At 71.0% G+C, this 25,560-nt stretch carries 27 protein-coding genes; 16 read left to right on the top strand and 11 right to left on the bottom strand.

The genetic code is table 11. From position 1 onward, the window contains the following. The first annotated feature begins 167 nt into the window (after window positions 1-167). From ACIPV1_RS18865 to ACIPV1_RS18855, 3 genes are read left to right on the top strand one after another with little or no spacing between them, the layout of a single operon-like run. The gene (locus ACIPV1_RS18865) at window positions 168-686 is read left to right on the top strand and encodes a GNAT family N-acetyltransferase (RefSeq protein WP_123936752.1); all 519 of its coding nucleotides are present in this window, start codon (window positions 168-170) and stop codon (window positions 684-686) included. Next, window positions 683-1,324, top strand: coding sequence for an HAD-IA family hydrolase (locus ACIPV1_RS18860; RefSeq protein WP_123936753.1), 642 nt, complete (start codon window positions 683-685; stop codon window positions 1,322-1,324). The genes ACIPV1_RS18865 and ACIPV1_RS18860 overlap by 4 nt, the downstream gene beginning before the upstream one ends. Beyond that, window positions 1,321-1,980 (top strand): HAD family phosphatase, encoded by a 660-nt coding sequence (locus tag ACIPV1_RS18855; protein WP_243834110.1) that lies wholly within the window; start codon window positions 1,321-1,323, stop codon window positions 1,978-1,980. The genes ACIPV1_RS18860 and ACIPV1_RS18855 overlap by 4 nt, the downstream gene beginning before the upstream one ends. 6 nt (window positions 1,981-1,986) lie before the next feature. On the opposite strand, the gene ACIPV1_RS18850 is transcribed toward ACIPV1_RS18855, so the two are convergent. Beyond that, window positions 1,987-2,553, bottom strand: coding sequence for a TetR/AcrR family transcriptional regulator (locus ACIPV1_RS18850; RefSeq protein ID WP_123936754.1), 567 nt, complete (start codon window positions 2,551-2,553; stop codon window positions 1,987-1,989). A 91-nt stretch (window positions 2,554-2,644) separates the two neighbouring features. On the opposite strand from ACIPV1_RS18850, the gene ACIPV1_RS18845 reads away from it, so the two are divergent. Beyond that, complete coding sequence (locus tag ACIPV1_RS18845) at window positions 2,645-3,640, top strand: amidohydrolase family protein (RefSeq protein WP_123936755.1); 996 nt, start codon at window positions 2,645-2,647, stop codon at window positions 3,638-3,640. Next, window positions 3,630-5,390 (top strand): AMP-binding protein, encoded by a 1,761-nt coding sequence (locus tag ACIPV1_RS18840; RefSeq protein ID WP_123936756.1) that lies wholly within the window; start codon window positions 3,630-3,632, stop codon window positions 5,388-5,390. Before ACIPV1_RS18845 ends, ACIPV1_RS18840 begins: the two co-directional genes overlap by 11 nt. Before the next feature lie 37 nt (window positions 5,391-5,427). Here ACIPV1_RS18840 and ACIPV1_RS18835 read toward each other — a convergent pair whose 3' ends face one another. Continuing rightward, complete coding sequence (locus ACIPV1_RS18835) at window positions 5,428-5,814, bottom strand: hypothetical protein (RefSeq protein ID WP_123936757.1); 387 nt, start codon at window positions 5,812-5,814, stop codon at window positions 5,428-5,430. 14 nt (window positions 5,815-5,828) lie between these two features. Beyond that, window positions 5,829-6,056 carry a hypothetical protein gene (locus tag ACIPV1_RS18830; protein WP_402727034.1) on the bottom strand — a complete coding sequence of 76 codons (228 nt, stop codon included), beginning with the start codon at window positions 6,054-6,056 and terminating at the stop codon, window positions 5,829-5,831. Window positions 6,057-6,770: 714 nt separating this feature from the next. On the opposite strand from ACIPV1_RS18830, the gene ACIPV1_RS18825 reads away from it, so the two are divergent. Beyond that, a complete protein-coding gene (locus tag ACIPV1_RS18825) occupies window positions 6,771-7,364 on the top strand; it encodes a hypothetical protein (protein ID WP_123936759.1) in 594 nt (197 codons plus the stop codon). A gap of 39 nt (window positions 7,365-7,403) precedes the next feature. Here ACIPV1_RS18825 and ACIPV1_RS18820 read toward each other — a convergent pair whose 3' ends face one another. Beyond that, entirely contained in the window at window positions 7,404-8,612 is a 1,209-nt protein-coding gene (locus ACIPV1_RS18820) for an MFS transporter (RefSeq protein ID WP_123936760.1), read from the bottom strand. A gap of 102 nt (window positions 8,613-8,714) precedes the next feature. On the opposite strand from ACIPV1_RS18820, the gene ACIPV1_RS18815 reads away from it, so the two are divergent. The 4 genes from ACIPV1_RS18815 (at window position 8,715) to ACIPV1_RS18800 (ending at window position 11,513) form a co-directional block, all read left to right on the top strand. Beyond that, window positions 8,715-9,566, top strand: coding sequence for an SDR family NAD(P)-dependent oxidoreductase (locus tag ACIPV1_RS18815; RefSeq protein ID WP_123936761.1), 852 nt, complete (start codon window positions 8,715-8,717; stop codon window positions 9,564-9,566). A gap of 311 nt (window positions 9,567-9,877) precedes the next feature. Then, window positions 9,878-10,423 (top strand): hypothetical protein, encoded by a 546-nt coding sequence (locus ACIPV1_RS18810; protein WP_402727033.1) that lies wholly within the window; start codon window positions 9,878-9,880, stop codon window positions 10,421-10,423. A 35-nt stretch (window positions 10,424-10,458) separates the two neighbouring features. Beyond that, window positions 10,459-10,944, top strand: a complete 486-nt coding sequence (locus ACIPV1_RS18805) for a luciferase family protein (protein ID WP_243650159.1) — start codon at window positions 10,459-10,461, stop codon at window positions 10,942-10,944. Between the two features lie 26 nt (window positions 10,945-10,970). Beyond that, entirely contained in the window at window positions 10,971-11,513 is a 543-nt protein-coding gene (locus ACIPV1_RS18800) for a cysteine hydrolase family protein (RefSeq protein WP_123936762.1), read from the top strand. 94 nt (window positions 11,514-11,607) lie between these two features. Here ACIPV1_RS18800 and arr read toward each other — a convergent pair whose 3' ends face one another. Then, window positions 11,608-12,018 (bottom strand): NAD(+)--rifampin ADP-ribosyltransferase, encoded by a 411-nt coding sequence (gene arr, locus ACIPV1_RS18795; protein WP_123936763.1) that lies wholly within the window; start codon window positions 12,016-12,018, stop codon window positions 11,608-11,610. A 97-nt stretch (window positions 12,019-12,115) separates the two neighbouring features. On the opposite strand from arr, the gene ACIPV1_RS18790 reads away from it, so the two are divergent. The 3 genes from ACIPV1_RS18790 to ACIPV1_RS18780 all read left to right on the top strand — a co-directional run bounded on the left by ACIPV1_RS18790 (window position 12,116) and on the right by ACIPV1_RS18780 (window position 14,510). After that, window positions 12,116-13,048: an ABC transporter ATP-binding protein gene (locus tag ACIPV1_RS18790; RefSeq protein ID WP_123314435.1), complete on the top strand. Its 933-nt coding sequence runs from the start codon at window positions 12,116-12,118 to the stop codon at window positions 13,046-13,048. After that, window positions 13,045-13,905 (top strand): ABC transporter permease, encoded by an 861-nt coding sequence (locus ACIPV1_RS18785; protein ID WP_111086514.1) that lies wholly within the window; start codon window positions 13,045-13,047, stop codon window positions 13,903-13,905. Before ACIPV1_RS18790 ends, ACIPV1_RS18785 begins: the two co-directional genes overlap by 4 nt. 125 nt (window positions 13,906-14,030) lie before the next feature. Further along, on the top strand, window positions 14,031-14,510 hold the full coding sequence (locus tag ACIPV1_RS18780) for a hypothetical protein (protein ID WP_123936765.1): 480 nt from the start codon (window positions 14,031-14,033) through the stop codon (window positions 14,508-14,510). Here the strand turns inward: ACIPV1_RS18780 and ACIPV1_RS18775 are convergent, their stop codons facing one another. Continuing rightward, window positions 14,511-15,110, bottom strand: coding sequence for a dihydrofolate reductase family protein (locus ACIPV1_RS18775; protein WP_123936766.1), 600 nt, complete (start codon window positions 15,108-15,110; stop codon window positions 14,511-14,513). 106 nt (window positions 15,111-15,216) lie between these two features. Between ACIPV1_RS18775 and ACIPV1_RS18770 the strand changes: the two genes are divergently transcribed. The 3 genes from ACIPV1_RS18770 (at window position 15,217) to ACIPV1_RS18760 (ending at window position 19,301) form a co-directional block, all read left to right on the top strand. After that, window positions 15,217-17,115: a family 43 glycosylhydrolase gene (locus ACIPV1_RS18770; protein WP_123936767.1), complete on the top strand. Its 1,899-nt coding sequence runs from the start codon at window positions 15,217-15,219 to the stop codon at window positions 17,113-17,115. 117 nt (window positions 17,116-17,232) lie between these two features. Next, the gene (locus ACIPV1_RS18765) at window positions 17,233-18,666 is read left to right on the top strand and encodes a GAF domain-containing serine/threonine-protein kinase (protein ID WP_194673362.1); all 1,434 of its coding nucleotides are present in this window, start codon (window positions 17,233-17,235) and stop codon (window positions 18,664-18,666) included. 416 nt (window positions 18,667-19,082) lie between these two features. After that, on the top strand, window positions 19,083-19,301 hold the full coding sequence (locus tag ACIPV1_RS18760) for a PLDc N-terminal domain-containing protein (RefSeq protein ID WP_123294949.1): 219 nt from the start codon (window positions 19,083-19,085) through the stop codon (window positions 19,299-19,301). A 271-nt stretch (window positions 19,302-19,572) separates the two neighbouring features. Here the strand turns inward: ACIPV1_RS18760 and ACIPV1_RS18755 are convergent, their stop codons facing one another. Genes ACIPV1_RS18755 through ACIPV1_RS18735 form a run of 5 tightly spaced genes read right to left on the bottom strand, consistent with a single transcriptional unit; the run spans window position 19,573 to window position 25,550 of the window. Further along, complete coding sequence (locus tag ACIPV1_RS18755) at window positions 19,573-20,055, bottom strand: tetratricopeptide repeat protein (RefSeq protein WP_131881652.1); 483 nt, start codon at window positions 20,053-20,055, stop codon at window positions 19,573-19,575. Further along, a complete protein-coding gene (locus ACIPV1_RS18750; protein ID WP_402727032.1) occupies window positions 20,052-21,977 on the bottom strand; it encodes a DUF6807 family protein in 1,926 nt (641 codons plus the stop codon). Before ACIPV1_RS18750 ends, ACIPV1_RS18755 begins: the two co-directional genes overlap by 4 nt. Further along, window positions 21,974-23,656 (bottom strand): hypothetical protein, encoded by a 1,683-nt coding sequence (locus ACIPV1_RS18745; RefSeq protein ID WP_402727031.1) that lies wholly within the window; start codon window positions 23,654-23,656, stop codon window positions 21,974-21,976. Before ACIPV1_RS18745 ends, ACIPV1_RS18750 begins: the two co-directional genes overlap by 4 nt. Continuing rightward, window positions 23,656-24,579, bottom strand: coding sequence for a carbohydrate ABC transporter permease (locus ACIPV1_RS18740; protein ID WP_248705085.1), 924 nt, complete (start codon window positions 24,577-24,579; stop codon window positions 23,656-23,658). The genes ACIPV1_RS18745 and ACIPV1_RS18740 overlap by 1 nt, the downstream gene beginning before the upstream one ends. Continuing rightward, window positions 24,576-25,550 carry a carbohydrate ABC transporter permease gene (locus tag ACIPV1_RS18735; protein ID WP_402727030.1) on the bottom strand — a complete coding sequence of 325 codons (975 nt, stop codon included), beginning with the start codon at window positions 25,548-25,550 and terminating at the stop codon, window positions 24,576-24,578. The genes ACIPV1_RS18740 and ACIPV1_RS18735 overlap by 4 nt, the downstream gene beginning before the upstream one ends. Between the last annotated feature and the right edge of the window lie 10 nt (window positions 25,551-25,560).

Raw genomic sequence — 25,560 nt, 5'->3', positions numbered from 1 at the left:
GTGCGCGCCGAACACACCCTGGTGCAGGGTGGAGAACCAGCAATGTGCGGCTGGTGAGCGCTCCGGGTGTTTCCCGGTCTGTGCAGGTGATTCGGCGCCCTGCCCCAAGTCGATTGGAATCCGTTTGGACGAGTTTCGCCGACGGCTGTCTGTCCTACGCTCGGTCCATGCAGGGGATAACGATCCGAACGACGACCGAGGCTGACTGGGAAGCCGTCCGAGCGCTCCGCCTGGAGATGATCCAGGACACCCCGATGGCTTACGCGGAGCACCTGGCGGACGCCGAGCAGCACGACGAGACCGAGTGGCGTGCGCGGGGTCGCCGCGGTCAGGACGTCGGGGGAACCTCGCTCGTGGCGATCGACGCCGACGGCCGCTGGGTCGGTGCGATGGGGGCGTTCATCCCGGACGCCGCCACCGGACCATTGCTGGTCGGCGTGTACGTCGCGCCGTCGCACCGCGGCCGTGCGGCCGGCGTGACCGATGCGTTGCTCGACGCCATCGAGTCGTGGGCTTCCGGCCACGGCGCCACGCTCCGACTCCACGTGCACGAGCGCAACCTCCGGGCGCAGGCCTTCTACGCGCGACGTGGGTACGAGCTGACCGGGGCGACCGAGCCGTACGTCCTCGCGCCCGACGAGCGGGAGCTCGAGATGATCCGTCGACTCGACGGGATCTCCGCATGACCGGCGGTGGGGTGCGGTGGCTGCTGCTCGACGTCGGTGGCGTGCTCGAGATGGTCGACGACGCGGCATGGCCCGGGCAGTTCCGCGCGTGGTGGGCGGCTGCGTTCGGCATGACGGACGAGGAGTTCTCCTCGCGGTTGTCGGACGCCGACCTGCCCGATGCCGCGCGACGGACCGGGGTCGACGACGAGTACTGGGGGAAGATCGGCGCCGCTCTCGGCGCCTCGGCCGAGGTGCTCGCGTCGATGCGAGCCGACTTCTGGGACGCGTACTGCGGCTCCTTGAACGAGCCGCTCTTCGACTTCGTCGCCGGTCTGCGCGGGACGGTCGGGCTCGCGATCCTGTCCAATTCCGGTGACGGCGCCCGTCAGGAAGAGGAGCGACGATTCGGGTTCGCGGCCGTGTTCGACCCGATCTGCTACAGCCACGAGATCGGGGTCACGAAGCCGGAGCCAGAGGCCTTCCGGATCACGCTCGATCGGCTCGCTGCCGCGCCCGCGGATGTCCTCTTCGTCGACGACGTACCGGAGAACATCGAGGCTGCGCGGGCGGTCGGGATCCGGGCGCACCTGCACGTCGAGACCGCAGACACGATCGCAGCAATCCGCGCGGCGATGCCGGAGGATCGGGAGCAGTGACGGAGCCGGTGCGCGGCATGGTCTTCTTCGACGTCGACGGGACGCTCGTGTCGACCGGTTCGAGCAGCAGTCATCTCGCGGAACGATTCGGGCACCAGGACGCGCTGGACGAGGCTGAGCGTCGGTACGCCGACGGCTCGCTCACGAATCGACAGGTGAGCGAGATCGATGCCGCGGGCTGGCGCGGCGCATCGACGACGACCGTGGACCGCTGGCTCGACGACCTACCGGTGCTCCCCGGTGTGGAGCTCGTGGTGGCGTGGTGCCGCACGCACCAGGTCGTCCCCGTGCTGGCGTCGCTCGCGTGGCAGCCGGTCACTCGGTCGCTCGCGCGGCGGTTCGGGTTCGTCGCGCACGGCGGACCGCGGGTCGGGGTCACGGGTGGCACCTACGACGGGGCGGTGGCGGAGCACTTCGACGAGTTCGACAAGCGAGACCGTGCGCTCCGGTACGCGCTGGCCCGTGGTGTGCCGATCGAGCGGTGCTGTGCGATCGGGGACAGTCGGTCGGACATCCCACTCTTCGAGGTGGTCCCCGCGGCGCTGGCTCTCAACGCGACCGGAGCGGCCAGGGCGGCAGCATCGACCGCGATCGACACGGCGGACCTGTCGGACGTCGTGCCGTGGCTCGAGACGTGGCTGAACAGTCTGGACTGACCCGGCTCAGCGAGTGGATGCCCCGGCCTCCGTCGTGAGCGACTCCACCCAGCCCTGCGCCGCGCGGAGCAGGTCGTCACGTGACGCGCCTTCGAACGCGCTGAGGCGCAGGAAGTGCTGCGTGATCGTGATGCCGAGGATGCCGCTCACGGTCATCAACGCCCGCAGCCGGGCGTCGTCGCCGTCGAGAGAGCGCGCCAGGTTCTCGACCCGCTCGTCGAGGTAGCCGCGCATGGTGTCCGCCGCCTCGGGCACCGTCAGCATCGACCGGACGAGCGCCGCCGTCTCGGCGGGGAGCGCGTCGAACCGGATGCCCAGGACGTCGAGGAGGTGGTCGGCCGCCGCGCGCTCGCTCCCACCGTCCGACGTGGCCGGCAGCTGCACGGCGGTCGCGAACAGCGCTGCCTTCGACCCGAAGTGCTGCATGACGAGCGACGGATCGATGCCCGCTGCTGCGGCGATGCTCCGGATCGTCGTGCCCTCGTACCCGTTCGCACCGAACTGCCGCCGAGCGGCTGCGCGGATGCGCTCGGCGGTCTGTGCGCGTTTCGCGTCGCGTGAGGTCTCGGTCATGCGTCCGACTCTACGGCGTTGAGCGAGGTGTACGGTTCACTCAACGCCGATGAGTGAATGCACTGGCGCGAGACCAGACGGAGGAACCCCGATGACCCTGATCGCGATCGAAGAGCACTGGAACCACCCGGCCCTGACGGACGCCGTCAACGCCCTGCCCGACGACCGCCGCGACCCGAGCACGGCGCTGGACGAACTCGGCGACAACGGCGAGCTGCTCCGTGACCTCGGTGACGCCCGGCTCGCAGCGATGGACGCGCAGGGGATCGACGTCCAGGTGCTGTCCCTTGCGCCGCCCGGAGCGCAGCCGCTCGATGCCGCGGACGCGATCCCGCTGAGTCGGCAGGCGAACGACATCGCGATCGCCGCGGTCGCGGACCACCCGGACCGGTTCCGCGCGTTCGCGACCCTGCCGATGGCCGACCCGGACGCTGCCGTCGCCGAGCTGGAGCGCACTGCCGGCTTCGGTTGCGTGGGGGCGATGGTCTACGGGCGGACGGGCGAGGTGCAGCTCGACGACCGCCGGTACGACGACCTCTTCGCCGTCGCGGCGTCGCTCGGGCAGCCGGTCTTCATCCACCCGCAGATCCCGTCGAAGCGCCTGCGCGAGGCGGCGTACGAGGGGTTCGACCCGATGGTCGAGCTCGGATTGGCGACCTTCGGGTGGGGGTGGCACCTCGAGGCGGCACGCGCGGCACTGCGCCTGATCGTCGGCGGCACCTTCGACCGGCACCCGGACCTGCAGGTCGTGCTCGGCCACTGGGGCGAGCTGCTGCTGTTCTGGCTCGACCGTGCGGACAGCCTGTCGCGGGTCGCCGGACTCGAGCGGACGGTGTCCGACACCGTCCGCTCGAACCTCCACATCACCAGCTCAGGGATGCTCAGCCCCACGCTGCTCCGGCACGCGCTGGACGTCACGACGACCGATCGGCTGCTGTTCTCCACCGACCACCCGTTCCAGCGACCCTCCGCCGCCGAGATCGACACGTTCCTGCAGCAGTTCCCCTCGGACGCGGCCCGCGACGCGTTCACGTCGGGGAACGCACGTCGGCTGTTCAGGATCGGCGACCAGAAGGATGCGGCATGATCGGTCCGTGCCCAACCCGAACGTGACCGCCGCGTACCGCGCTGCCCGTGACCAGTTGCTCTCCGCAGAGTCCGCCGATGCCGCCCGCGCCGCCTTCCGGTGGCCGGACCTCGGCGACACCTTCAACTGGGCGGACGACTGGTTCGACGTCATCGCGGCCGGGAACGACCGCATCGCGCTCTGGATCGTCGACGCGGCCGGCTCGGAACAGCGGCTCAGCTACGCGGAGATGGCCGCCCGGTCCGACCGTTTGGCCGTTCGCCTGCACGAGCACGGCGTCCGGAAGGGCGACCACGTGCTCGTCATGCTCGGCAACCAGCTCGAGCTGTGGGAGACGATGCTCGCGGTGATCAAGCTCGGAGCGGTGATCCTGCCGACGTCGACGATGCTCGACACCGCCGACCTGCAGGACCGCGTCGACCGCGGAGCCGTCGCACACGTCGTCACGAACCGCAGCGAGACCGCGAAGTACGACGACGTCCGCGGGGAATTCTCGCGCGTGGTGATCGGCGGCACGGCGGACGGGTGGACGGACTACCCGTCGGATCTCGGCGAACCAGCGCCCGCGGGGGAGTCGCGACCGGTCGTGGTCACCAAGACCGCCGATCCCTGCCTCGTCTACTTCACGTCGGGCACGACCTCGAAGCCGAAGATGGTCGTGCACACCCAGACGTCGTACCCGGTCGGACACCTCAGCACGATGCACTGGCTCGGTCTGCGGCCCGGAGACGTGCACCTGGCGATCAGCTCACCGGGCTGGGGCAAGCACGCCTGGAGCTGCTTCTTCGCGCCGTGGATCGCCGAGGCGACCGTCTTCGTCCACGACACCCCGCGGTTCGATCCGGCCGCGCTCCTCGCCCAGCTGGAGTCCGCCGAGGTGAGCACGTTCTGCGCACCGCCCACCGCCTGGCGGATGATGCTCCAGTCCGATCTCGGTGCGCGCCCTCGGGCACTGCGCGAGGTCGTGTCGGCCGGAGAACCGCTGAACCCCGAGGTCATCGACCGCGTCGAACGCGCTTGGGGTCTGACCATCCGCGACGGCTACGGGCAGACCGAGACCACCGCGATCATCGGCAATGCCCCCGGCAGCGCTGTGACCCCGGGGGCGATGGGCCGCGCGTTGCCCGGTGTGACCGTGACGCTGCTCGACCCGGTCACCGGGCAGCCCGGCGACGAGGGCGAGGTCTGCCTCGACCTCGACGAGCGACCGGTCAACCTGATGGCCGAGTACCTCGGTGACCCCGACCGGACCGCGGCATCGATGCGTGACGGCTTCTTCCACACCGGCGACATCGCGGTGCGGGACGCCGACGGGGAGCTGACCTTCATCGGTCGGACCGACGACGTGTTCAAGTCGTCCGACTACAAGGTGTCACCGTTCGAGGTCGAGAGTGCCCTGCTGCAGCACCCCGCCGTGGCAGAGAGCGCCGTCGTACCCGCGCCGGACGACGCCCGGCTCAACGTCGTCAAGGCGTACGTGTCGCTCGCCGCCGGGTTCGACGCGACGGCGGAAACCGCCGAACAGGTGCTCGCGTACGCGCGGACCGCACTCCCGGCGTACGCACGCGTGCGTCGGGTCGAGTTCGCGGAGCTGCCGAAGACCATCTCGGGCAAGATCCGGCGCGTGGAGCTGAGGGAGCGCGAGGAGCGTGCGGCCGCAAGTGGCACGCCGATCGACGGTGAGTGGCGCGACGAGCAGTTCCCCGAGCTGCGCGTTGGCCGTCCAGCCAGGCCGTCGATGGAGGCCTGACTGCCGGGTTGGCCCTGACGGCCGGAGTCGCACGGGATCAGCCTTGACGCTGACACTCCGGAAGGAGTGCGTCAAAGGCTCCCGCCTCGGCTTCGCGCTTGATCCGTCCGTGGTAATCGCCGGCAGGGATGGCGCCAGTGGTGATGCTCGAGGTGCGTCCGATGGCCTCAGCGTCCGCGCACACGGCGACGATCACGCCGCCTTCGCCATCCGGTTCGGCCCCTCCGATCAAGTCGCCTTCCCGGTGGAGGATCTGCTCGGTGAGGTCGTACCATGCGTACGACCGACCCGAGGGGACCTGCTCGGTGGCCAGCGCGACGCTCTTGCCGATGAGATCGGTGGTCGCGACGTCAGGAGCGGAAGTGCACCCTGACAACCCGAGCAGTGTGGTCACGATCGCAACGGAAACGAGAGTGATGCGCATGCGTCCTCCTTCAGCTAGAAGCTCCTGATGTCGCAGGAGACGCGTGCGCTGCCAGGATTGAACGCGTACAGCCACTTCGACGTGCCCGACACGTAGTCCTTGCCAGCGCCGGTGATGTGCTTCTGGATCTTGTACTTGTAGCGAACGCCGACCGGGTACGCGACGAGTTGCTTGCCCTTGGGGACCTTCCGCTTGCTGCAGGTCACCGAGACGCTCTGGGTGGTCGAGGCGCTGATCTTCAACTGGCCAGCAGCCCAGCCGCGAGAGGCGCCCAAGTCGAGTCCGATCGTGCGGTTGGCCGTCCTTCCGCGAGTGAGTGAGCAGTCCATCGCGGCGGTTCGTGATCCACACGATGCGAGTTTCTGGGATCCTACGTGGCTTCCGGTCGACGTCTTGCTGATGATCTTGTGGTAGCTGCCCCACGCTGCTCGAGCGTCCCGTGCGCCCGGTTTCTCCGCCGCGGTCGCCGGCCCAGCGGCGCCCAGCGCTGACACGGTGAGCGCGACGCCGATCACTACCCCGAGGGCAGACCTCATTCTCCGCCGAACAGACATCGATCTCCTGAAGTTTCAACTATCAAATACTATCCACGAGTCTGGCGCGCTTCACCCTGTCCCGCAACTCGAGTCGTCAGTCGACCCACGATCGCGTGGGTGTCTAGGGTCGACTCGTGGAACTGATCACCGACGTGTCCCGCGGCGCCTGGCTGCTCGCCCGCGCGGGGGCGTTCGGCACCGTGGGCGGGACAGTCGGAACCGGCTTCGACGCCTACGCGCGCATCCTCCACCCGGTGTCGGCGGACCGCGAGGACCATTCGATCGTGGACGAATGGGACGACCACCCCGTCCTCGAGTCCGCCTGGTCGGTGGTCCGACGTCGCGTCGCGAACGGGCGGCATCGCGCACCCACTCGTCCAGTGGCGGAGCCTGACCGGCCGGACCGACGAGTCCGACCTGGTGTTCGAGGACGGATGGCGCGTCCACCCGCCCGAGGAAGGCTGGTTCGAGCCGATCCTGCTTGCTGCGCTCACCGAGCACCTGGCCGAGGCCACGTCGACCCCGGACGATCTGGTCGCAGCGGTCTGGGGCGGGTGGGGTGATCTGAGCGGCGGTTCGACGCTCGCCGTCGGTTGGCAGGGTCCGGACGAGCCGACTGCGGAGGAGATCGAGTCGATGCAGCGGTACGTCGTCGAGCAGCAAGCAGTGCACGACGGAGATCAGGCGGCGATCCGCGCCGCCCTCGCCGTCGAGCTCTTCCCGTCGCCGCACCGCGAGTGCTTCCTCCTCTCGGTGACCCTGCCGCAGCTCGCCGACCCGACGTGGCTCGACCGCGCTCGGATCGGGACGGTCGTCGACCTCGCCCACACCCCGCAGATGCTCTGGCCGGAAGACCACTCCTGGGTGCTCGCGTCGGAGATCGACTGGGACTCGACGATCGTCGCCGGGTCACGTGCCCTGGTCGACGCGGTCCTTGCCGACGACCGGTTCGAGGCCTTCCCGGTCGACGAGGACAGCGACCTGACGTGGGGCGGGGACCTCGTCAACGGTTGAACCGTGGCGGTGTCGGCGGCCTCGTCCGCCGTCCGTCGCCTAGAGCCGCGCGGGGAACGCCGACCGCCGGCCGACCAGCGTGAGCAGCGCCGCGATCGCCCCGAACACGATCATCACCACGGCCAGGACCAGTCCGTCGAACACGGTCAACAGCGCGGCTCCGAAGATCCCGGCGACGAAGATCGCGATGTTGAACGCGACGGGCAGGAAGGCGCTGGCGACGTCGGCGTTCTCCCCACCTGCCGTGGTGAGCGCCGCCTGCAGCTGCGTCGAGGCGCCTCCGAAGCTGACACCCCACAGGACGGCGGCGACGAGGACGGCGACCGGCGACGAGTGGCCGACGAGCAGGACGACCCCGGTGACGACGAACAGTCCGACGCTCAGGTGCAGCAGGGGCCGGGGATGCCGGTCGAGGAGCGCGCCCGTGATCACGACGCCGAGGATCGCCGCGATGCCGTAGACGAGGAGGACGAGCCCGGCGCTGAGGTCGGTGCCGGTCACCCGCAGGTACGGGGAGATGTAGGTGTAGATCGTGTTGTGCGCGACCATCCAAGCGGCGATGACGGCGAGGATGATCGCGATCCCACGGATGCGGAACACCTTGACCACGGAGAGCTTCGCAGTGCCGGTCTGGCCGGGTGCGTCCGGCACGAACACGGCGATCAACCCGAGGATGACGACCCCGACGAGGCTGAGGCCGATGAACGACCAGCGCCAGTCCAGGGCGGTGCCGATGAACGACCCGAGCGGCGTGCCCAGCGCGAAGCCGACGGGCGCACCGGTGGAGACGATGGCGAGGGAGACGCCCGCGAACCGGGCGGGACTGATGCGCCGCGCGTAGGTGGCGAACATGCCCCAGATGATCCCGGAAGCGGCGCCGGCGACGAACCGCGTGACGAGCGCGATGGTCACGTTCGGGGCGAACGCGGTGACGGTGTTCGCGATGATCAGCACGGCGATGGCCGTCATGATCAACGGCTTGCGGCGCAGGCCCCGCGTGAGGGCGATCGCCGGCACCGTGGCGATGACCGTGCCGATCGCGTAGGCGCTGACGAACAGTCCGACCGTGCCCTCGGACGTCCCCATGCCGTCCGCGATGACCGGCAGGAGGCCCGCGGGCATGGTCTCCATGGCGACGAGCACAAACCCGATCGCCGCGAGCAGTGCGAGCGGGAACCACGGCAGCCGGTCGTCGGCAACCGGAGTGGTCGACGGAGTCGACGGGGTCGTGGTCACGAGGGGGTCCATGTCCCTGACGGTAGGGCGGCTCGAGCGTCGGGAGGGAGGTTCTGCTCGACCCCGTTTCGGCAGAGCCTCACTCGCTGCGCGGAAGTGGTCTTCGCTGGGGGCATGACCGAACCCCAGACCTTCTTCATCACCGGGACCAGCCGCGGCATGGGCACCGAGTTCGCGCGCGCCGCCCTGGACGCCGGACACCACGTCGTCGCGACCGGGCGGGACCCGGAACGTGTCGTCGCAGCGGTCGGCCAGCACGACGAGCTGTTCGCCGTCGCGTTGGACGTCACGGACGAGCGCACCGTCCGGAGCGCGGTCGAGGCAGCGATCGAGCGGTTCGGCCACATCGACGTCCTGGTGAACAACGCCGGGAGCTTCCAGGGCGGGTTCTTCGAAGAGGTCTCCGCGGAGCAGTTCCGCGCGCAGATGGAGACGAACTTCTTCGGTGCGATGAACGTCACCCGCGCGGTGCTCCCCGTCATGCGCGCGCAGGGCTCCGGTCGGGTCATCAGCATCAGCTCGACCGCCGGCATCGTCGCCGGAGCCGGTGGGAGCGCGTACGCCGCGTCGAAGTTCGCGCTCGAGGGGTGGATGGAAGCGCTGCACGACGAGGTCCTGCCGTTCGGCATCCACACCACGGTCGTCGAGCCCGGCTTCTTCCGGACCGACCTGCTCGCGGAGGGCAGCTCCACGTTCTGGGGCGACGTCCACCTCGACGACTACCGGTCCTCGTCGGACCAGACCAAGGAGTTCTTCCGCGGCATGGAGGGCAAGCAGAGCGGCGACCCGGCGAAGCTCGCCCGGACGCTCCTCGCCCTGACCGAGATGTCCGCACCACCGGTGCGCCTCGTCGCCGGTGCCGACAGCGTCGAGGGGGTCGTGCGGAAGGCGCAGCAGCTCATCGAGCAGGCGCGGGCGTTCCCGGAACTGACCACGTCGCTCGACCTGGACGACCAGTCGAACTGAGGAGGGCGACCGGGTAGCACTCGGGACACAGCGCACGGATCCGGCTCCAGCGTGCAGCACGCGGCAGCGAGACTGGGTCGGTGCGCTCTCGTCTCGTCATCGGACTCCTCGTCGCCCTCGCCTGCACCGTACCGCTCACGGCGTGCTCGGCCGCGGAGGGCCTGGCCCGGAACGCACTGGGGTCGTCTGGCGGATGGAGCGGCACCGAGACGGCGGTTTGCCCGAGCTCGGAGGCGCCGGCGCCGGACGCAGCGAATGCGACACCGGACCCGACCCCGGCGCCGACACTCGACCCCGCCGTTGCGAGCCAGGTGCGCACCGCCCTCCGACAGGTCCGTGCGCTCCCGGCCGTCGCCGAGGCGACGCAGACGACCACGAACACCCCCAGCTCCGCCCCGGACCCGACCTGCTCCACCCGGTGGGTCACGTCGAACCACTTCGCGTCGCGGTTCACGGTCACGATGGACCCCGACGCGACCCCGTCCGAGGCCGGAGCCGTCCCGACGACGATGGCCACCGAACTGGCGTGGACCGGCGTCTCCCTGACGCTGACCGTGCCGGCGGACGAGGGGCACATCGCCAGCACCGTCCACTACAACGGCACGTTCGACCAGCAGATCCCGATCTCGACGTCCACTGCGGTGGCGCAGGGTCTGGCGACCCTCGCCGCGACCCCGCACGTGACCGGGCTCGAGGCCTCGATCCCGTACACGATGCGCGTCGACTACGGCTCGCTCGTCATCGGCGTGGACTCGGACGACCAGGGCGTCCTCGATGGCGTCCGCGCCGTGATCGACACGACGGCCTTCGCGGACACGACCCTGCACGGCGCGTTCGGCAACGGCGCGAAACCGTGACCCGCGGCGGCGGAGCGCGCCGGTAGCGTCGAACGGTGATCTCCACACCTCGCCCCGGTGTCCGCCCGTCCGTGTCCGACGACGGGCCACAGCGTCAGCTCACTGACCGCGCGACCCCGGAGCGGTGGGGACGACTCGTCGCGGACGCACTGGCACTACCGGACGTGGTCGAGGGGCACAGTCAGGTCTCGCCGGCGTCGTCGCGCGCACTGTTCCTCCGCGACCGTGCCGACCACGTCGTGCCGTGGACGTCGCTCGCTCCCGATGGGCGCCTCGAACCCGTGCACCTGCACGGTGTCGATGACACCTCGGTGCACCTGTGCCTGCCGGCGGCGCGCGGCGTCGAGCTCACCGCTCTCGGGTGGGCGACCCCGCACCAGTACGAGGACCACGGCACCGAGTTCCTCGTCTACGGGCCGCGCGACGACCACGAGGTGGACGTCGTGCTCTCGATCATCGCGGAGAGCCTCGCCTTCGCCCGCGATCCCGGCGACGAACAGCCCGGACACGGCCCGGCCTGAAGCCCGCCGCCCGCCATACTGAACCGATGACCCGCGCGCTGCTCCTCGTCGACATCCAGCTGGACTACTTCCCGGGCGGGGCCTTCCCCCTCGTCGAACCCGAGGCCGCTGCCGCCGCGGCCCGCACCGTGCTCGACTCCTTCCGCACCGCCGGCGACCTCGTGGTGCACGTCTTCCACGTGTCCACCGACCCCGACGCCACGTTCTTCGTGCCGGGCACGCCGGGCCTCGACTTCCACCCGTCGGTCGCGCCCGTCGATGGCGAGCCGGTCCTCGAGAAGCACGAGCCGAACAGCTTCATCGGCACCGGACTCCAGGAACTGCTGACCGACGCCGGAGTCGACGAGGTCACGATCGTCGGGATGATGAGCAGTATGTGCATCGACTCGACGACCCGGGCCGCGCACGAACTCGGCTTCACCGCGACGGTCGTCGCCGACGCGTGCGCCGCGCCGGACCTGACCTCCGGGGGCGTCACCGTCCCGGGCGCGAGCGTCCACGCCGCCTTCATGGCGGCGCTCGACGGCAGCTTCGCGACCGTCACGACGAGCGACGCGCTGAGCCGCTGACGTCCGCAGGGCGCGTTCGGGGCACTGAGACCAGGGCGAAGCGGACGGGAGGCCCGTGGCGGCCCCGCCCCGCGCCTCCCGTCCGCCAGCCGGCTCAGTTGATGATCTCGCCGCGCTCGTCCGCGCGCAGTGCGGCCAGGCGCTCGTGCCAGAGGCGCAGCGCGTCGGGCGTGAGTCGGGGCCAGTCGGTGACCTCGCGGACGATCCGCACCGGTTCGGTGCTGCGGTAGGACCGGGTCGGGTTGCCGGGGAACTTCTTGTCGGTGACGTTGGGGTCGTCCTCGTACGGACCGGTCGGCGCGACCTCGTAGACCCGCGGTTCGGCGTCACCGGCGGCGAGCTCGGCCGCGAGCCCGGCGCCGTCGGAGACCGCCGTGAAGTAGACGTGGTTCATGACCACCTCGGGGCGGTAGTTCGACCGGAAGCCCGCGGTGAGCAGGTCGCCCGGCACGAGGTCGGCCTTGGTGCCGTGGAAGAACGGTCCGTCGTCGTGTGCCTGCTTCACGGCGACAGGCTACGCCGAGCGGGTTAACCCCAGGCACCTGACATATCCCCCTTCCGACGGACGCGCCGCCGGACACCGCTGCAATAGCGTGGCCGCCGTGATCGAAGTCAGCCACCTCACCAAACAGTACGGTCCGAAGACCGCCGTGGACGACGTCTCGTTCGTCGTCCGACCCGGCAGTGTGACCGGCTTCCTGGGGCCGAACGGCGCCGGGAAGTCCACCACGATGCGCATGATCATGGGCCTCGACCGGCCCACCGCGGGGAGCGCGACGGTGAACGGCCAGCCGTACACGACGTTCCGCGACCCGCTCCGACAGGTCGGCGCCCTGCTCGAGGCGAAGGCGGTCCACTCGGGCCGCAGCGCCTACAACCACCTGCTCTCGCTCGCGGCGACCCACGGCATCCCGAAGGCCCGCGTGCACGAGGTCATCGACATGACCGGCCTCGAGTCGGTCGCGAAGAAGCGCGTCGGCGGGTTCTCGCTCGGCATGGGGCAGCGCCTGGGAATCGCTGCCGCACTGCTCGGCGATCCGAAGACCCTGATCCTCGACGAGCCCGTCAACGGTCTCGACCCCGACGGCGTCCTGTGGGTCAGGCAGCTCGCCCGACGCATGGCCGCCGACGGTCGCACCGTGTTCCTGTCCAGCCACCTGATGAGCGAGATGGCGCAGACCGCCGACCGCGTGGTCGTGCTCGGCCGCGGCAAGGTCCTGGCCGACGCCCCGATCGCCGAGTTCGTCGCCGGTGGGGGAGCCGCACCGGGCGCCGCTGGCGGTGGCAGCCGGGTCATCGTCCGGACGCCGTCGCCCGACCAGCTGTTCCAGGCCATCGGCCCGAACGCGACGGTCACCCCGCGCGAAGACGGCACCTTCCTGGTCGTCGGTCCCGACGCACCGACGGTCGGCAACATCGCCGCCCAGGCCGGCGTCGCACTGCACGAACTCACCCCGACCGGCGCGAGCCTGGAGGAGGCCTACATGGCCCTCACCCGCGACGACGTCGAGTACCGATCGGAGGGCACTCGATGAGCGCCACCACCTCGCCCACCACGCCGTCGACCCGCATGCACGGCGCGACCCGTCTGTCGTTCCCGCACCTGGTGCGGAGCGAGTGGATCAAGCTGCGCAGCATCCGGTCCACGTTCTGGTGCTATGCGATCCTGGTGCTCGTGACGATCGGCATGGCCGCACTCGTCGGTGCGAACACCAACAGTGGTGGCGACCAGATGCCGACGGACATCGCCAACGGCACCCTCGTGAACGTCAACACCGTGGGCGTCCTGCTCTCGTCGCTCGTCGTGGGTGTGCTCGGCGTGCTCATCATCACCGGCGAGTACGGCACCGGTCAGGTCCGCTCGACGTTCACGGCCGACCCCCGGCGCACCGGTGTGATCCTCGCGAAGGCCGTGGTCCTGGCGGTCACGACGTTCGTCGTCAGTGCCGTCGCGACCTGGATCGGTGTACTCATCTCCCTGCCGCTGCTGGCCGGCAACGGGGTGGAGCCGGAGATCGGCAACCCGTCGGTGTTCCTGCCGATCCTCGGGTCGTCCGTCTACCTGACGCTGCTCGCGCTGCTCGCGTACGGGATCGGCCTGCTGGTCCGGTCGAGCGCCGGCGGCATCGCGATCACGCTCGGGATCCTGCTGGTGCTGCCGGTGGTCCTGTCGCTGATGGCGGGGCTGATGAACCTCGAGTGGCCGGTCAACATCATGAAGTTCCTGCCCGACCAGGCCGGCAGCCAGCTCTTCGCGTACTCCTACGACGGCCAGGAAGCCAGTCAGGACGACATCGTCCTGAACGGCTGGGGCGGCTTCGGTGTCTTGGCGGCCGAGGTGCTCGTCGTGGGTGCACTCGCGCTGACGGTCGCGCGTCGACGCGACGTCTGACCCGACCGACTGCGCACGCGTCCTGCGACGTCCCACCTGTCGATCGACAGGTGGGACGTCGCTCGTTGCACACGCATCGACTGCCCGTGCGACGAGTGGCCCCGCGGCGTCGCTAGGCTCACGGCGTGCGACACCTTCCCGCCCTGGTCCTGCCGGCGCTCGCCGTCGTGGCCCTGCTCGCCGGCTGCACGTCGGCGCCGCCCGTCGACGAGCAGGCCCTCGCCAAGTGGAAGACGCAGCAGGAGGCGACGACCGAGACCGAGGACGCGGTCCTCGGCGTGCTGAGCGCCGACACGACCCCCGGCGACGAGGACCCCGCCCATCTCGAGCCCGGCGTCCGCGTGCAGTTCCCGGACTCCCGGACGATCGACCACCTCGAGTTCTCCTGCTACGGCAACGGGCACATGCGTGGCATCGTGCGGACGGTGCTGCCGGGCGGATCGCAGAGCATCGAACTCGATCCGATGGACTGCCGCGACAGCCCGCACCAGATCGAACTGTCATCGAGCAAGGACGTCGACAGCGTCGCGTTCAACGACTTCGACAGCGACCGGCCGAGCGCCTGGCGACTCGTCATCTTCGGTCCGGGCCCCTCGGGAGAGTGACTACCGCAGCACCTGGTAGCGGTGCAGCGTGACCCCGTTGTGGTACTCCCGCTGCTCGAGCAGGTCCAGCAGCACCGGCGATCGCACGCCCGTCACCGGCGGGTCGAACAGCGGCCGACCGGCGCCGAGCACCGCGGGGTGCGTGTAGAGCAAGAGCTCGTCGAGCAGCCCCGCGTCGAGCAACTGCGTCGCGAGGTTCGGGCCGCCGACACCGATGTCGCCCTCGGACTCCTCGCGCAGGACGGCGAGCTGCGCGATGGCGTCGTCGCCTCCGATGACCCGGGTGTTGTGGTCGGCGCTGGTCCGGGTGCGCGATACCAGGACCTTCGGCTGGTCGGTCCAGACCTCGCCGTACTCGCGCATGAACGCCGGCATCGACTCGTCGGTGCGGGCGTCCGGCCAGAACGGGTCCATCATGTCGCGGACGACCCGCCCCTCGACGGACAGGGTCATCGCGGCGGCGCGGGCGTTGAACTCGCGGTGCAGCGGCTCGTCGATCCGCATCCACTCGGGCCCCTCGACGTCGCCGAGTTCTCCGGCGTCGCGCTCGACGAAGCCGTCGATCGACACGTTCATCCAGTACACGAACCTCGCGGGCATCGCAGACTCCTTCGTCGCGCGGAACCGGACGGAACCGGCCCGGTCCGCTGCCCGCGAGCGTACGCTCGCGCACGCAGCCCTTCCTCGACGATGAGAGCAGGACCCCGTGCGCCGAACAGTCGCAACCATCCTCGCCGTCGTGACGCTCACGGCGGTCGCGGCCACGGGCCTCCCGGTCGGCCCCGCCGCAGCGTCCACGCCCGTGGCGGACCGGACCACCGGACACAGCGGCTCGGGACACGGCGCGGCTGCGCCGACCCACCGGAACCCGGTCGCGCTCAGCCTGCCCGACGGCGAGACGGCGGCGAGCTGCGCCGACCCGACCGCGATCCGCGGCGTCGGGCGCGACCGCAACTGGTACCTGTACTGCACGACCGACGCGTTGACGGCGACGGAGCAGAACGCCGACGGGTCGCTCGTGCAGCACGGTGTGCCGACCTACCGGTCGACGGACCTGACGCACTGGACGTACGTGAACGACGCGTTCCCGACGCGACCGGCGTGGGTGGGGTCCGCCAACGGGATCTGGGCGCCGGACGTCGTGTACCGGGCCGGCGACCGTGGTCGCGCGGGCACCTGGTACCTGTACTACGCCGCGTCCGACACGCCCTCGGCATCGGCACCGACCGGCGGGGGATCCGCGGTCGGCGTCGCGACGAGCTCGAGTCCGACCGGTCCGTGGAAGGACTCCGGCGGCCCGGTCGTGGCACCGCAGACCGCCGCGAACGGCACCGGGGCGCGCTGGGCGTTCGACCCCGAGGTCATCACCGACAAGGGCACCACGTACCTGTACTTCGGCAGCTACTTCGGCGGCGTCAACGTCCGCACGCTCAGCGCCGACGGACTCCGCTCCGACCCCGCGAGCGAGCGGCAGATCGCGATCGACAACCGGTACGAGGGCGCGTACTTGATGCGCCACGACGGCTGGTGGTACTTCACGGGCTCCGCCACGAACTGCTGCAACGGCGCCCTGACCGGGTACGGCGTCTTCGTCGCCCGGTCGCGCAGCCCCCTCGGACCCTTCACCGACCAGGACGGTGTCGCGATCACGAGCACCCGGGTCGGCGGGACACCCCTCCTCGCGCAGAACGGCAACCGCTGGGTCGGCACCGGGCACAACACCGTGGTCACCGACCTCGCCGGCCAGGACTGGATCATCTCCCACGCGGTCGACCGTGGCGACCCGTACTACACCGGGCAGCCGACGTACACGAAGCGGCCGGCGCTCATCGACCCGCTCGACTGGCGGAACGGCTGGCCCGTCGTGCGGGGCGGAGCGGGGCCGTCCGACACGGTGCAGCCGGGGCCGGTCGCACAACCGGGGCAGCGTGCGACCTACCGGGCGACCACCGCACCCGTCGACGTTCCCGGACGGACCATCCGCGCGCTGTCGACGTCGTTCGACGGGACCACGCTCCCCGCGGCGCTCCGCTGGACCCGCGAACCCGACCGCTCGACCTGGACCGTCGGCGGCGGCACGTTCCGCTGGCAGACACAGGACGCCGACATCCACCCACCGGCGACGCCACTCGCCTCGGTCCTGTCCGAACCGGCGCCGCGAGGCGACTACGTGCTGCAGACGACCGTCGCGGTTGACACCCCCGCCACCGGCGACGGGGTGAACTACGTGCAGGGCGGACTGATCGTGTGGGGCGACGACGGGAACTACGTCCGGCTGACGTCGAACTCGATCTTCAACACCCGGCAGACGGAGTTCGGCAAGCAGGTGTCCGGGCAACCGGCTGGGTCGCCGAGCTACGGCAACACGGTCGTCGGACCGGTCGGGGACACCACCACGCTCCGGATCGTGCACCGGGTGGTCGGCGGAGAGCACCGGTACACGGCGTCCACGAGCGTCGACGGGCGGCACTTCGTCCGAGGTGGGACCTGGACGGCGGACCTCGGGAGCGCGCCGAGGATCGGGCTCATCTCGCTCGGCGGTGCCGGGTTCACGAGCACGTTCGAGGACCTGCGGGTGAGCACGGTGGCGACGCACCGGCGGTGACGGTCTGACGTGCCGCGCACGCCGGCGCCGTCCATCCGGAGAACGCCGCGGGCCCCCACGATCCCCGTCGGGATGGGAGGATGCACCGACGCCTGCCCGCACCGAGAACGAGGTTCGATGAGTCCGACCGAGGACCCCCAGTCCGCGGCCCCACTGCTCGACGGGCGCTACCGACTCGAACACGCCATCGGCCAGGGCGGCATGTCCGTCGTGTACCGCGGCATCGACGAGAGCCTGCACCGCCCCGTCGCCGTCAAGGTGTTCCACGCCGGCACGGTCGACATCGCCCGGCAAGAGGCCGAACTCGGCGTGCTCGCCTCGCTCGAGCACCACAACCTCGTCAGCCTGCTCGACACCGGCGTCGTCACCGGCCACGACGGCACCCACCAGCGGTACCTCGTGATGGCGCTGGTCGTCGGCCAGGACCTCGAGGAACGCCTCGCCGTCGGCCCGCTCGCCTCCCGCCACATCGCCGAGATCGGCTACGACATGGCCGAGGCGCTGCACTACATCCACAGCCACGGCGTCGTGCACCGCGACATCAAGCCGTCGAACATCCTGCTCGTCGACTACGGCCACGACTCCGACCGCGCCCGCGCGCGGCTCACCGACTTCGGCATCGCGCTCGCCGCGGGCGTCGAACGCATGACCGCCGACGGCGTCACCACCGGCACCGCCGCCTACCTCAGCCCCGAGCAGGCCCGCGGCGGCGACGTCGGGAGCCCGAGCGACGTCTACTCGCTCGGCCTCGTGCTGTTGCAGTGCTTCACCCGCCGCCGCGAGTTCCCCGGCTCGCTCGTCGAGTCCGCGGTCGCCCGGCTGTCCCGCGACCCGGTCGTGCCCGAGCCACTGCCCGAGCACTGGAAGCAACTGCTCCGCGCGATGACCGCGCAGGACCCGGCCGCACGCCCCGCCGGCGCCGAGCTGGTCACGATGCTGCGCGACGTCGTCATGACCGAGACCGCCGGCACCGACCACGTCGTGGACACCACGGCCGCGGCTCCGACCGCCGCTGCCGGTGCGCCGCGAGCCGACGCCGACACAGCCCGCCCGGCGACGCTCGACACCCTGCCCGACGAGGCCCTGCACCGCACCACCGCGATGGCCGCCCGCCTGTTCGACGCGCCCATCGCCCTGGTCGAGGTGCTCGACGAGGACCGCGCCTGGTCGCAGTCGTACATCGCCGAGGGCGTCGACGAAGCAGCGCGCAACATCAACTTCGGCAACGGCTTCGCGCCCGTCGCGGTCCCCGTCGTCATCCCGGACGGGTCGATCCACCCCGACATGCAGCACAGCCCGCTCGTCACCGGCGCGCTCGGCATCCGGTTCTACGTGAGCGTGCCGCTCGTGCGGCACGACGGTGTCCCGATCGGCACCCTCGCGGTGCTCGACACGAAGCCGCGGCAGGCGACCGAGGCCGACCTCGCCAACCTGCACGACCTGGCCGCCCTCGCCGTGACGCAGCTCGAGATCCGGCAGGAGTCGCTCCGCACGACGAGCGACTCCCTGCCGGTCGCGCAGGCGGTCCCGCAGGAGGGCGCGCGGCCCTAGACGGTCGCCGCTGACGGACGGGAGGCCCGGTGCGGGCCCGCCCCGCGCCTCCCGTCGGCCCGCGGTCGTGCCTCGTGCGTCGGTCCCGCCCGCGGGCGGCTGCCTGCCTGCCCGGTCGCCGCGCGCCGCGCGCCGGCCTGCTCGCTCGCCCGGTCGGCGCGCGCTGGATGCCGAGCGGGCGAAATACCGGGGTTGCGCGCCCCGCGACCCGGGCTTTTCGCCCGCTCGCGGTCGCATGCCGCAACTCGCATGCATCCGGTGGAATACGAGTGCCCGTTCGCGGGTTCGGGGGCATTGCGGGTGCGGGAACGGTGGCGCGGTGACACCTGGACGGGAGGTGGCGTGGGCGGCGGCGTCGGCCCTACTGTCGGTTCGTTGCGCGGCAGCGGCCGCCACGGAGGGATTGCACTGTGTTCATGGACCTGTCCGAGTCGCACGTGATTGTGCTCCTGCTGATGCTGGCCCTCGAGGTCCTCGCGCTCGTGCAGGTCTGGCGTGACCGTCGGCGCACGCTCGTGGTCAAGGTCCTCTGGACGCTCGTGATCCTGGCACTGCCGGTCATCGGCGTGCTGGGCTGGGCCGTCAACTGGCTGCTCGGCAAGGCTGCAGAAGCGCTGCAGCGACGGAACGCCTGACCGCCGATCCCGGCTGATCGGGCACTGCCCCTATCGGTTCAGGCCGCGCAGGCGCATGCTGTGCGAGGTAACGGAACCCGAATCCGCAAGTGGTCGAAGCACGATCGACCCGTGGGGAGGGAGCGCCTCTCTGGGCCTCAGTCGAGCGTCGACGCTTCCTTCCTGTCCTGCCCCGCAGCTCGTCCCGCCGCGATTCGGGTGTCGCGACCGGACGGGAGGGACGTCCGCGTCCCCGCGAGCCGGGCACTCACCGTCGCCCGGCTCGTGCAGTTCACTCAGTGAGGGCCGCTGCGTAGGCGCGGACCGAGCGGTGGTAGCGGGGGAGTGTCGGTTCGACGGCCTCGATCGCGACACGGAGCGCCTCGTCGTGACGGCCCGCACTGTGCAGGGCGAGCGCGAGGAACACCTTCGGCGCGGCACCGGTGGACGGGTGTTCCGGGGCGTCGCGGAGCATCGCGATGGCCTCGTCGACACGGTCGAGGTTCCGGAGGGTCGAGGCGTGCTGCACGACCATCTGCGCAGCCCGGGCAGGATCGACGTGCGCGAGTCCCGCGGCGGTGGCGGCTGCGTAGTGGACGTCGGCCTCGGCCTCGTGGCCGCCGGAGTCGTTCGCGCCGCCGAGCTCGAACGCGCCGAGGGCCGGGTGCGGCGCAGCGTCGGCGAGTTCGCGCATGCGGTCGATGCGCTGCTGGTCGTCGATCGTGTCGTCGGCCCAGAGTGCGGCGACGCGGGCTTCCCAGTCTGCGGTGCTCATCGGTCCAGCGTATTGCCGCCCGGCGTCGCACCGTCGGCGATCGTCGCGCGGAAGGACCGGACGAGCGGGACGCCGGGGTGCACGAGCGCCGGCGCACGCCAGGCGAGGGCCGAACCGATCGCCGGGTACTCGGCGGCCCGGACGAACCAGGGATCGCGGTGGTCGAGCGCTTCGAGCCGGATCGTCGCAGGCGCTCCCTCGAACACCGCGGACCACTCCACCCAGGGCGCGACCGAGCCGTGCACCGCCGCTTCGCCCTGCGCGTCAGCGGTCCGGACGACCACGTCGGTGCAGTCGGCGAAGCGCCAGAAGAACCCGCCGTACCCGGCGCCGACCCGGCCGTTGCTGCCCGGACCGCCGAGGTGCACGACGGCGTCGCCGGGGGTTCGGAACGAGGACGACCAGGTCAGCTCCCACCCGGAGTCGACGGCGCGCCAGGCGAGGGTGCGGTCCTCGTGCAGGACGACCGTGTGGTCGGGGCCGCGCCAGACGAGTTCCTGGACCGTGCCGCCGCCGTGCGGGGCTGGGTGCTGCTCAGCCCGCACGACGTCGACGCGGCCGTGGTCGTCGCGCCACACGTAGCCCGGACCGTGCACGTAGGTGCGGCCGCCCCAGCAGTTCACGGCGTCGACGTCCGGGATCGCGACCCCGACGCCGCAGTGCCAGTCGTGGTCGGCCGGGTGGTCGGCGCTCAGGACGGTGCCGCCGAGGGTCCGCACCGGGTGCAGGTACGGACGCGGCGACGACGTCGCGATGGTGGCTGCACCGTCGCGCTCCGTGGCCACCGGTGCCCCGTCGACGCGCAGGACCTGCAGCACCTCGTCGCGGGCGGTGTGGGCCCAGGGCGCACCGACCTCCGAGAACAGCGCTCGTGCGTCGGCGGCGCGGTCGACGATCGCCTCGACGTCGGCGACGAGCGGACGACGGGCCGGCCCCTCGCCCTCCCACGTCACCCAGGGGTGGTCGATGCGGACGGGCTCGGCGGCGCGAACGGCCTCGAGCACCTCGACGAACGCACCCGTGGAGACCAGGGGGACGAGCAGGTCGTCGCCGTGGGACCGGTGGGCGAGCAGATTCTCGAGCAGGTCCGTCCGGCCGAGCGTCCGGGTGGTGTCGCCGACGGTGACCTCGTCGGCCGTGTAGTGCAGCACGGCGCTCCCGGCGGTGCCGCGGACCCGAACGGTCGGCAGGACCTCGGACGGAGCGCAGAGGGTCAGGGCCGCGGTGGCTTCGAGCCCGGCGCTCGTCGTGACCCGGACGGCCGAGGTGTCGTCGCCCTCGATGTCGTTCGCCCGGAACAGTTCGACCTCGACGCGCCTGACGTCGGACGCCCGACGGCAGCCGACGAGCGCCAGGGCCGTCGCGACCGCGTGGGCGAGCGGGTTCGTCACGACGCCGTCGAGGACGTCGACGCCCTGGACCCGACGCCGTCCGGCCCACGCGGAGCGGTCCCAGTACGCCTGGTTCCGCGTCCACGTGCCGACGGCCGCGGCGGAGCGGACCGGACCGACGAGCGACCCGTCACGGAACGCCGGCAGCGCCTCGGACCCGAGGCTCTGGAACCCGACCTGCACGACGCGGCCGGTGCGCTGCTCGGCGTCGAGCAGGGTGTCGAGCGCGTCGCGGGTGGTCACCGGGGGCTTCTCGAGCAGGACGTCGGCACCGGCCTCGAGGGCAGCGAGCGCCAGCGGCAGGTGCGCGGCGATCGGGGCGGCGATGACGACGACGTCGACCGGGCCGTGGTCGCGCGCTGCGGCGACGTCCGACGCCACCGGTGCGCCGTCGTCGGTGGTGGTGCCCAGCGTGGGGTCGACGACGGCGGTCATCGTGCAGACCCCCGCGGCGACGAGCCGGTCGATGTTCGCCCGGTGGTGCAGGCCGTAACCACGCGCACCGACGAGCACCACGCCGGGGAGGGTCATCGAGCGGTGCCGATCACGATGCGCGTCGTGCCGGGGGAGCGCCCGGTCACGTGGACGTGCTCGCCGTCCGGTCGATCGGTGCCGCCGAGGAACGCGTAGTCCTGTCCGGGCGCGTAGAACGCCGACTGGGTCGGGCCGCTGCCGTTGCCTGCCCCGAAGGACACGGCGTCGTCGCCGACACGGTAGGTGCCGGTCCCGTCGGCGAGGACGGTCTCCCCGGTCGCGGCGTCGGTGCTCACACCGGTGAACGTACCCCCGCCGCGGAACGTCAGCTGGAGCGACCACGGCACGTCGGCGCCCTCGGTCGCCACGTCGAGCGAGACCGCGTCCGGCGTGATGGTGATGTCGACCGTCGTGGTGAGGGAGACGGTGTCCGCCGCGCGCGCACCGAAGGACATCGACGCTGAGAACCGGCCCTCGTCACCGAGCGCGTACGCGCCGTCGGTCCGTCGAGCCGCGGTGGGCAAGGGCTGGTGGTACCCGGCGGACACGGTCTCGGCGAGCCGGTACCGCCCGTCGCCGAGGGACTCCAGCGACGTCGGACGGAACGGTCCGAGCCCGAAGAACTCCCGCGACAGCCGGACGTCGGACAGCACGACCGAGCCGGCGAACACCCGCAGGAACGTGGGGCTGTTCGCCAGGCCCGATCGGACGTGGCCCTGCGACCGCACGTCCGAGCCGGCGAACAGGACGACGCTGCGGACCTGTTCTCGGACGTGCACGAGCCGGGCGCCGGCGAAGGTGTGCACGACCGGTTCGAGCGGCGCACCGACGGGCAATGGACGGGCGAGCAGCGGATCCGTCATCGCGCGGGCGGCGACCGCACCGGGCTGCCACATGTCCGCGACGGCGGCCCGGGCAGCGACGGCGGCGAGGTCGGCGCGGTCGTCGAGCACGGCCACGTGCCAGAGCAGGGGCGCGAACGCGCCGATGCCGAACGCCTGCGACTGGTCCTGGCGGCGGGACTGGACGGTCTCGACGGTGTCGTCGGGCAGCAGCAGCGCAAGGGTGGCGTCGAGGGACCGGCGGACGGGGCCGAGCAGCTCCGGGCGGTCGAGCACCGAGGCGAGGACGAGGAACGACGGGCACGAGACGGCCGCCGCGTAGTTCGGGCTGCGCTCGGACCACAGCCCGTCGGCGTCGATGTCCGCGCCCTCGGCGAGCCACTCCTCGATCCGCGCAACCAGCGCCGGTGCCGGGTGCAATCGGTGGATCCGGGCGAGCGCGGCCGAGACCTCCCACCGGTGGTTCGGCGTGTGCACGCCACCGGTGAGCAGCGCCGGCGTCGCACGGTGCACGATCCGGTCGAGGTCGTCGGCCAGCACCGCGGCCGCCGGGACCGACGCCCGGTACGGCGCGAGCAGTTCGAGGGCGTCGCAGACGTCGTTCACCGTGAACGCCGAGTCCGGCGGCGAGAGCACGTTGTCGCCGCCGACGAACGTGCCGCCGGGGGACTGCCGGGCCGCGAGGTGTCGGACCCAGCCGTGCGCGGTGGCGAGGTCGTCGTCGGGAAGGCGATCGGGGCCTCCCGTCCGCTCGTTCCGGACCCACGCCCCGACCAGGGTGAGGGCACGCGCCATCAGTTCCCGGTGCTGCAGCGCAGCCGGATCGTCGTCGGCGAGCCGGAGGCGCGCGACGGCGGCGTCCGCGGCCGGGCCGACCGCGTCGAGGAACCCCATCAGTCCTTGAGTCCCGCGTTGAGGTCTGCGCCGTTCACGTACTTCTGGAACACCAGGTAGATGAGCACGAGCGGGATGATCGAGATCACCGAGGCACCGAGCAGGACGGTCCAGTTGACGTTCTCGGCCCCGACGATGCTCTGCAGTGCGATCTGGATCGTGAACTGGTGCGGGTCGTTGAGCACCAGGAGCGGCCAGATGTAGTCGTTCCACCGCCACTGGAACGAGAAGATCGCGAGCGTCAGCATGATCGGCCGGGAGATCGGCAGCATGATCCGCCAGAAGATCCCGAACTCGCTCGCACCATCGATGCGCGCGGCCTCCACCAGGTCGTCGGGCACCGTGATGAAGAACTGCCGGAACATGAAGATGCCGGTCGCGGTGATGACCGACGGCACGATGATGCCGGCCAACGAGTCGTACATGCCGAGGTCGCGGATGACGATGAACGTCGGCGCGAGGATGACCTCGGTCGGCAGCATGGTCGTCGCCAGGATGCAGACGAAGAAGACCTTGAGCCACTTGTTGTCGTACTTCGCCAGGGCGTATCCGGTGGCGGCGCTCGCCAGGACGGTGAGCACGGTGGTGACCAGCGCGACGATGACGGTGTTGCCGAAGTAGCGGGCGAAGTCGTAGCTCGCCCACGCCTCGGTGAAGCCGCTGACCGACCAGTTCTTCGGCAGCAGGGTCAGCGGGTACGAGAACAGTTCGCCGCCGGGCTTGAAGGCGCTCAGCACGAACCAGAGGACCGGGAAGCCGAAGGCGATGATGAAGACCCAGAGCAGGGCGGTGGCGGCGATGGCCTTCGGACGGGGCGGGCCGTCGAGGCGCTTGGTCTTGGTCGTGCTCTTGCTCTTGCTCTTGCTCTTGGTCGTGTTGTCGGTTGCGGGTGCGCCGGGGGCGCTGGGCAGGGTGGCGGTCATCGACGGGCCTCCGTCCGACGGTTCACGGCCAGCTGGATGAGCGCGATGGCCATGAGGATGAGCATGAGGACCATCGACGCCGCGCTCGCGTAGCCGATGTGGGCGTTCTGGAACCCGTTCGTGTAGATGTACTGCACGAGCAGGTTGTTGTCGGTGCCGGGTCCGCCGCCGTTGAGCGCCTGGATGGTGGCGAACTCCTTGAACGCCCCGAGCGACGACAGCAGGATCACGATGAACGACGTCGGCGCGATGCTCGGCAACGTGATGTACCGGAACTGGTGCCAGGCGCCGGCCCCGTCGAGGGACGCTGCCTCGTAGTACGACTGCGGCACGTTCCGGATCGCGGCGACGAACAGCAGCATGTTGAAGGCGGCTCCGGCCCACGCGGTGGCGAAGACCACCACGAGCAGCGAGAGGTCGGCGTTCGACTGCCACGGCACGGCCTTGCCACCGAGGGACTCGATGACGAAGTTCGCCAGGCCGAAGTTCTCGCCGAACATCCACCGCCAGATCACACCGGTGACGATCGGGGAGATGAGCCACGGCACGAAGAACACGATGCGTGCGACGCTCCGGCCCTTCGCCGCCGGGCTCGTCAGCATCAGCGCCATCGACAGTGCGAGGACGAAGCCGAGCGGGACGGCGACGATCGCGTACAGGAAGGTGCGCCCGAGGGCTGCGTAGAAGGTGTCGTCGGCGAACAGCTCGAAGTAGTTCGCCAACCCGATGAACTTCGGGTCGACGACGCCGTTGTAGTCGGTGAACGAGTAGCCGAGGCCGATGACGGCGGGCCACACGAAGAACACGACGAACAGGACGGCGTTGACGCTCACGAACAGGATCGGGGCGAGGACGGGCTTGCTGACGCCGGAGCGGCGTCGCTTCGTCGTCTTCGCGGCTCCGGGCCGGTGGGGCGGCACCGGGGTGGGGACGGCGGTCTGCACGTCACCGGCTGCGGTGGGGATGCTCACGATGATCCTC

Origin of the sequence: Curtobacterium sp. NPDC089991, from assembly GCF_044748425.1 — a bacterium.
In the GTDB taxonomy this organism is placed as follows: Bacteria; Actinomycetota; Actinomycetes; order Actinomycetales; family Microbacteriaceae; genus Curtobacterium.
This window is presented reverse-complemented; position numbering and strand designations above follow the sequence as displayed.

What these genes read in the sequence shown, in the direction of transcription:
- ACIPV1_RS18865 (WP_123936752.1), top strand. Translation starts at nt 168, where the DNA reads ATGCAGGGGATAACGATCCGAACGACGACCGAGGCTGACTGGGAAGCC.
- ACIPV1_RS18860 (WP_123936753.1), top strand. Translation starts at nt 683, where the DNA reads ATGACCGGCGGTGGGGTGCGGTGGCTGCTGCTCGACGTCGGTGGCGTG.
- ACIPV1_RS18850 (WP_123936754.1), bottom strand. Translation starts at nt 2,553, where the DNA reads ATGACCGAGACCTCACGCGACGCGAAACGCGCACAGACCGCCGAGCGC.
- ACIPV1_RS18845 (WP_123936755.1), top strand. Translation starts at nt 2,645, where the DNA reads ATGACCCTGATCGCGATCGAAGAGCACTGGAACCACCCGGCCCTGACG.
- ACIPV1_RS18840 (WP_123936756.1), top strand. Translation starts at nt 3,630, where the DNA reads ATGCGGCATGATCGGTCCGTGCCCAACCCGAACGTGACCGCCGCGTAC.
- ACIPV1_RS18835 (WP_123936757.1), bottom strand. Translation starts at nt 5,814, where the DNA reads ATGCGCATCACTCTCGTTTCCGTTGCGATCGTGACCACACTGCTCGGG.
- ACIPV1_RS18820 (WP_123936760.1), bottom strand. Translation starts at nt 8,612, where the DNA reads ATGGACCCCCTCGTGACCACGACCCCGTCGACTCCGTCGACCACTCCG.
- ACIPV1_RS18815 (WP_123936761.1), top strand. Translation starts at nt 8,715, where the DNA reads ATGACCGAACCCCAGACCTTCTTCATCACCGGGACCAGCCGCGGCATG.
- ACIPV1_RS18800 (WP_123936762.1), top strand. Translation starts at nt 10,971, where the DNA reads ATGACCCGCGCGCTGCTCCTCGTCGACATCCAGCTGGACTACTTCCCG.
- ACIPV1_RS18785 (WP_111086514.1), top strand. Translation starts at nt 13,045, where the DNA reads ATGAGCGCCACCACCTCGCCCACCACGCCGTCGACCCGCATGCACGGC.
- ACIPV1_RS18775 (WP_123936766.1), bottom strand. Translation starts at nt 15,110, where the DNA reads ATGCCCGCGAGGTTCGTGTACTGGATGAACGTGTCGATCGACGGCTTC.
- ACIPV1_RS18765 (WP_194673362.1), top strand. Translation starts at nt 17,233, where the DNA reads ATGAGTCCGACCGAGGACCCCCAGTCCGCGGCCCCACTGCTCGACGGG.
- ACIPV1_RS18760 (WP_123294949.1), top strand. Translation starts at nt 19,083, where the DNA reads ATGGACCTGTCCGAGTCGCACGTGATTGTGCTCCTGCTGATGCTGGCC.
- ACIPV1_RS18755 (WP_131881652.1), bottom strand. Translation starts at nt 20,055, where the DNA reads ATGAGCACCGCAGACTGGGAAGCCCGCGTCGCCGCACTCTGGGCCGAC.
- ACIPV1_RS18750 (WP_402727032.1), bottom strand. Translation starts at nt 21,977, where the DNA reads ATGACCCTCCCCGGCGTGGTGCTCGTCGGTGCGCGTGGTTACGGCCTG.
- ACIPV1_RS18745 (WP_402727031.1), bottom strand. Translation starts at nt 23,656, where the DNA reads ATGGGGTTCCTCGACGCGGTCGGCCCGGCCGCGGACGCCGCCGTCGCG.
- ACIPV1_RS18740 (WP_248705085.1), bottom strand. Translation starts at nt 24,579, where the DNA reads ATGACCGCCACCCTGCCCAGCGCCCCCGGCGCACCCGCAACCGACAAC.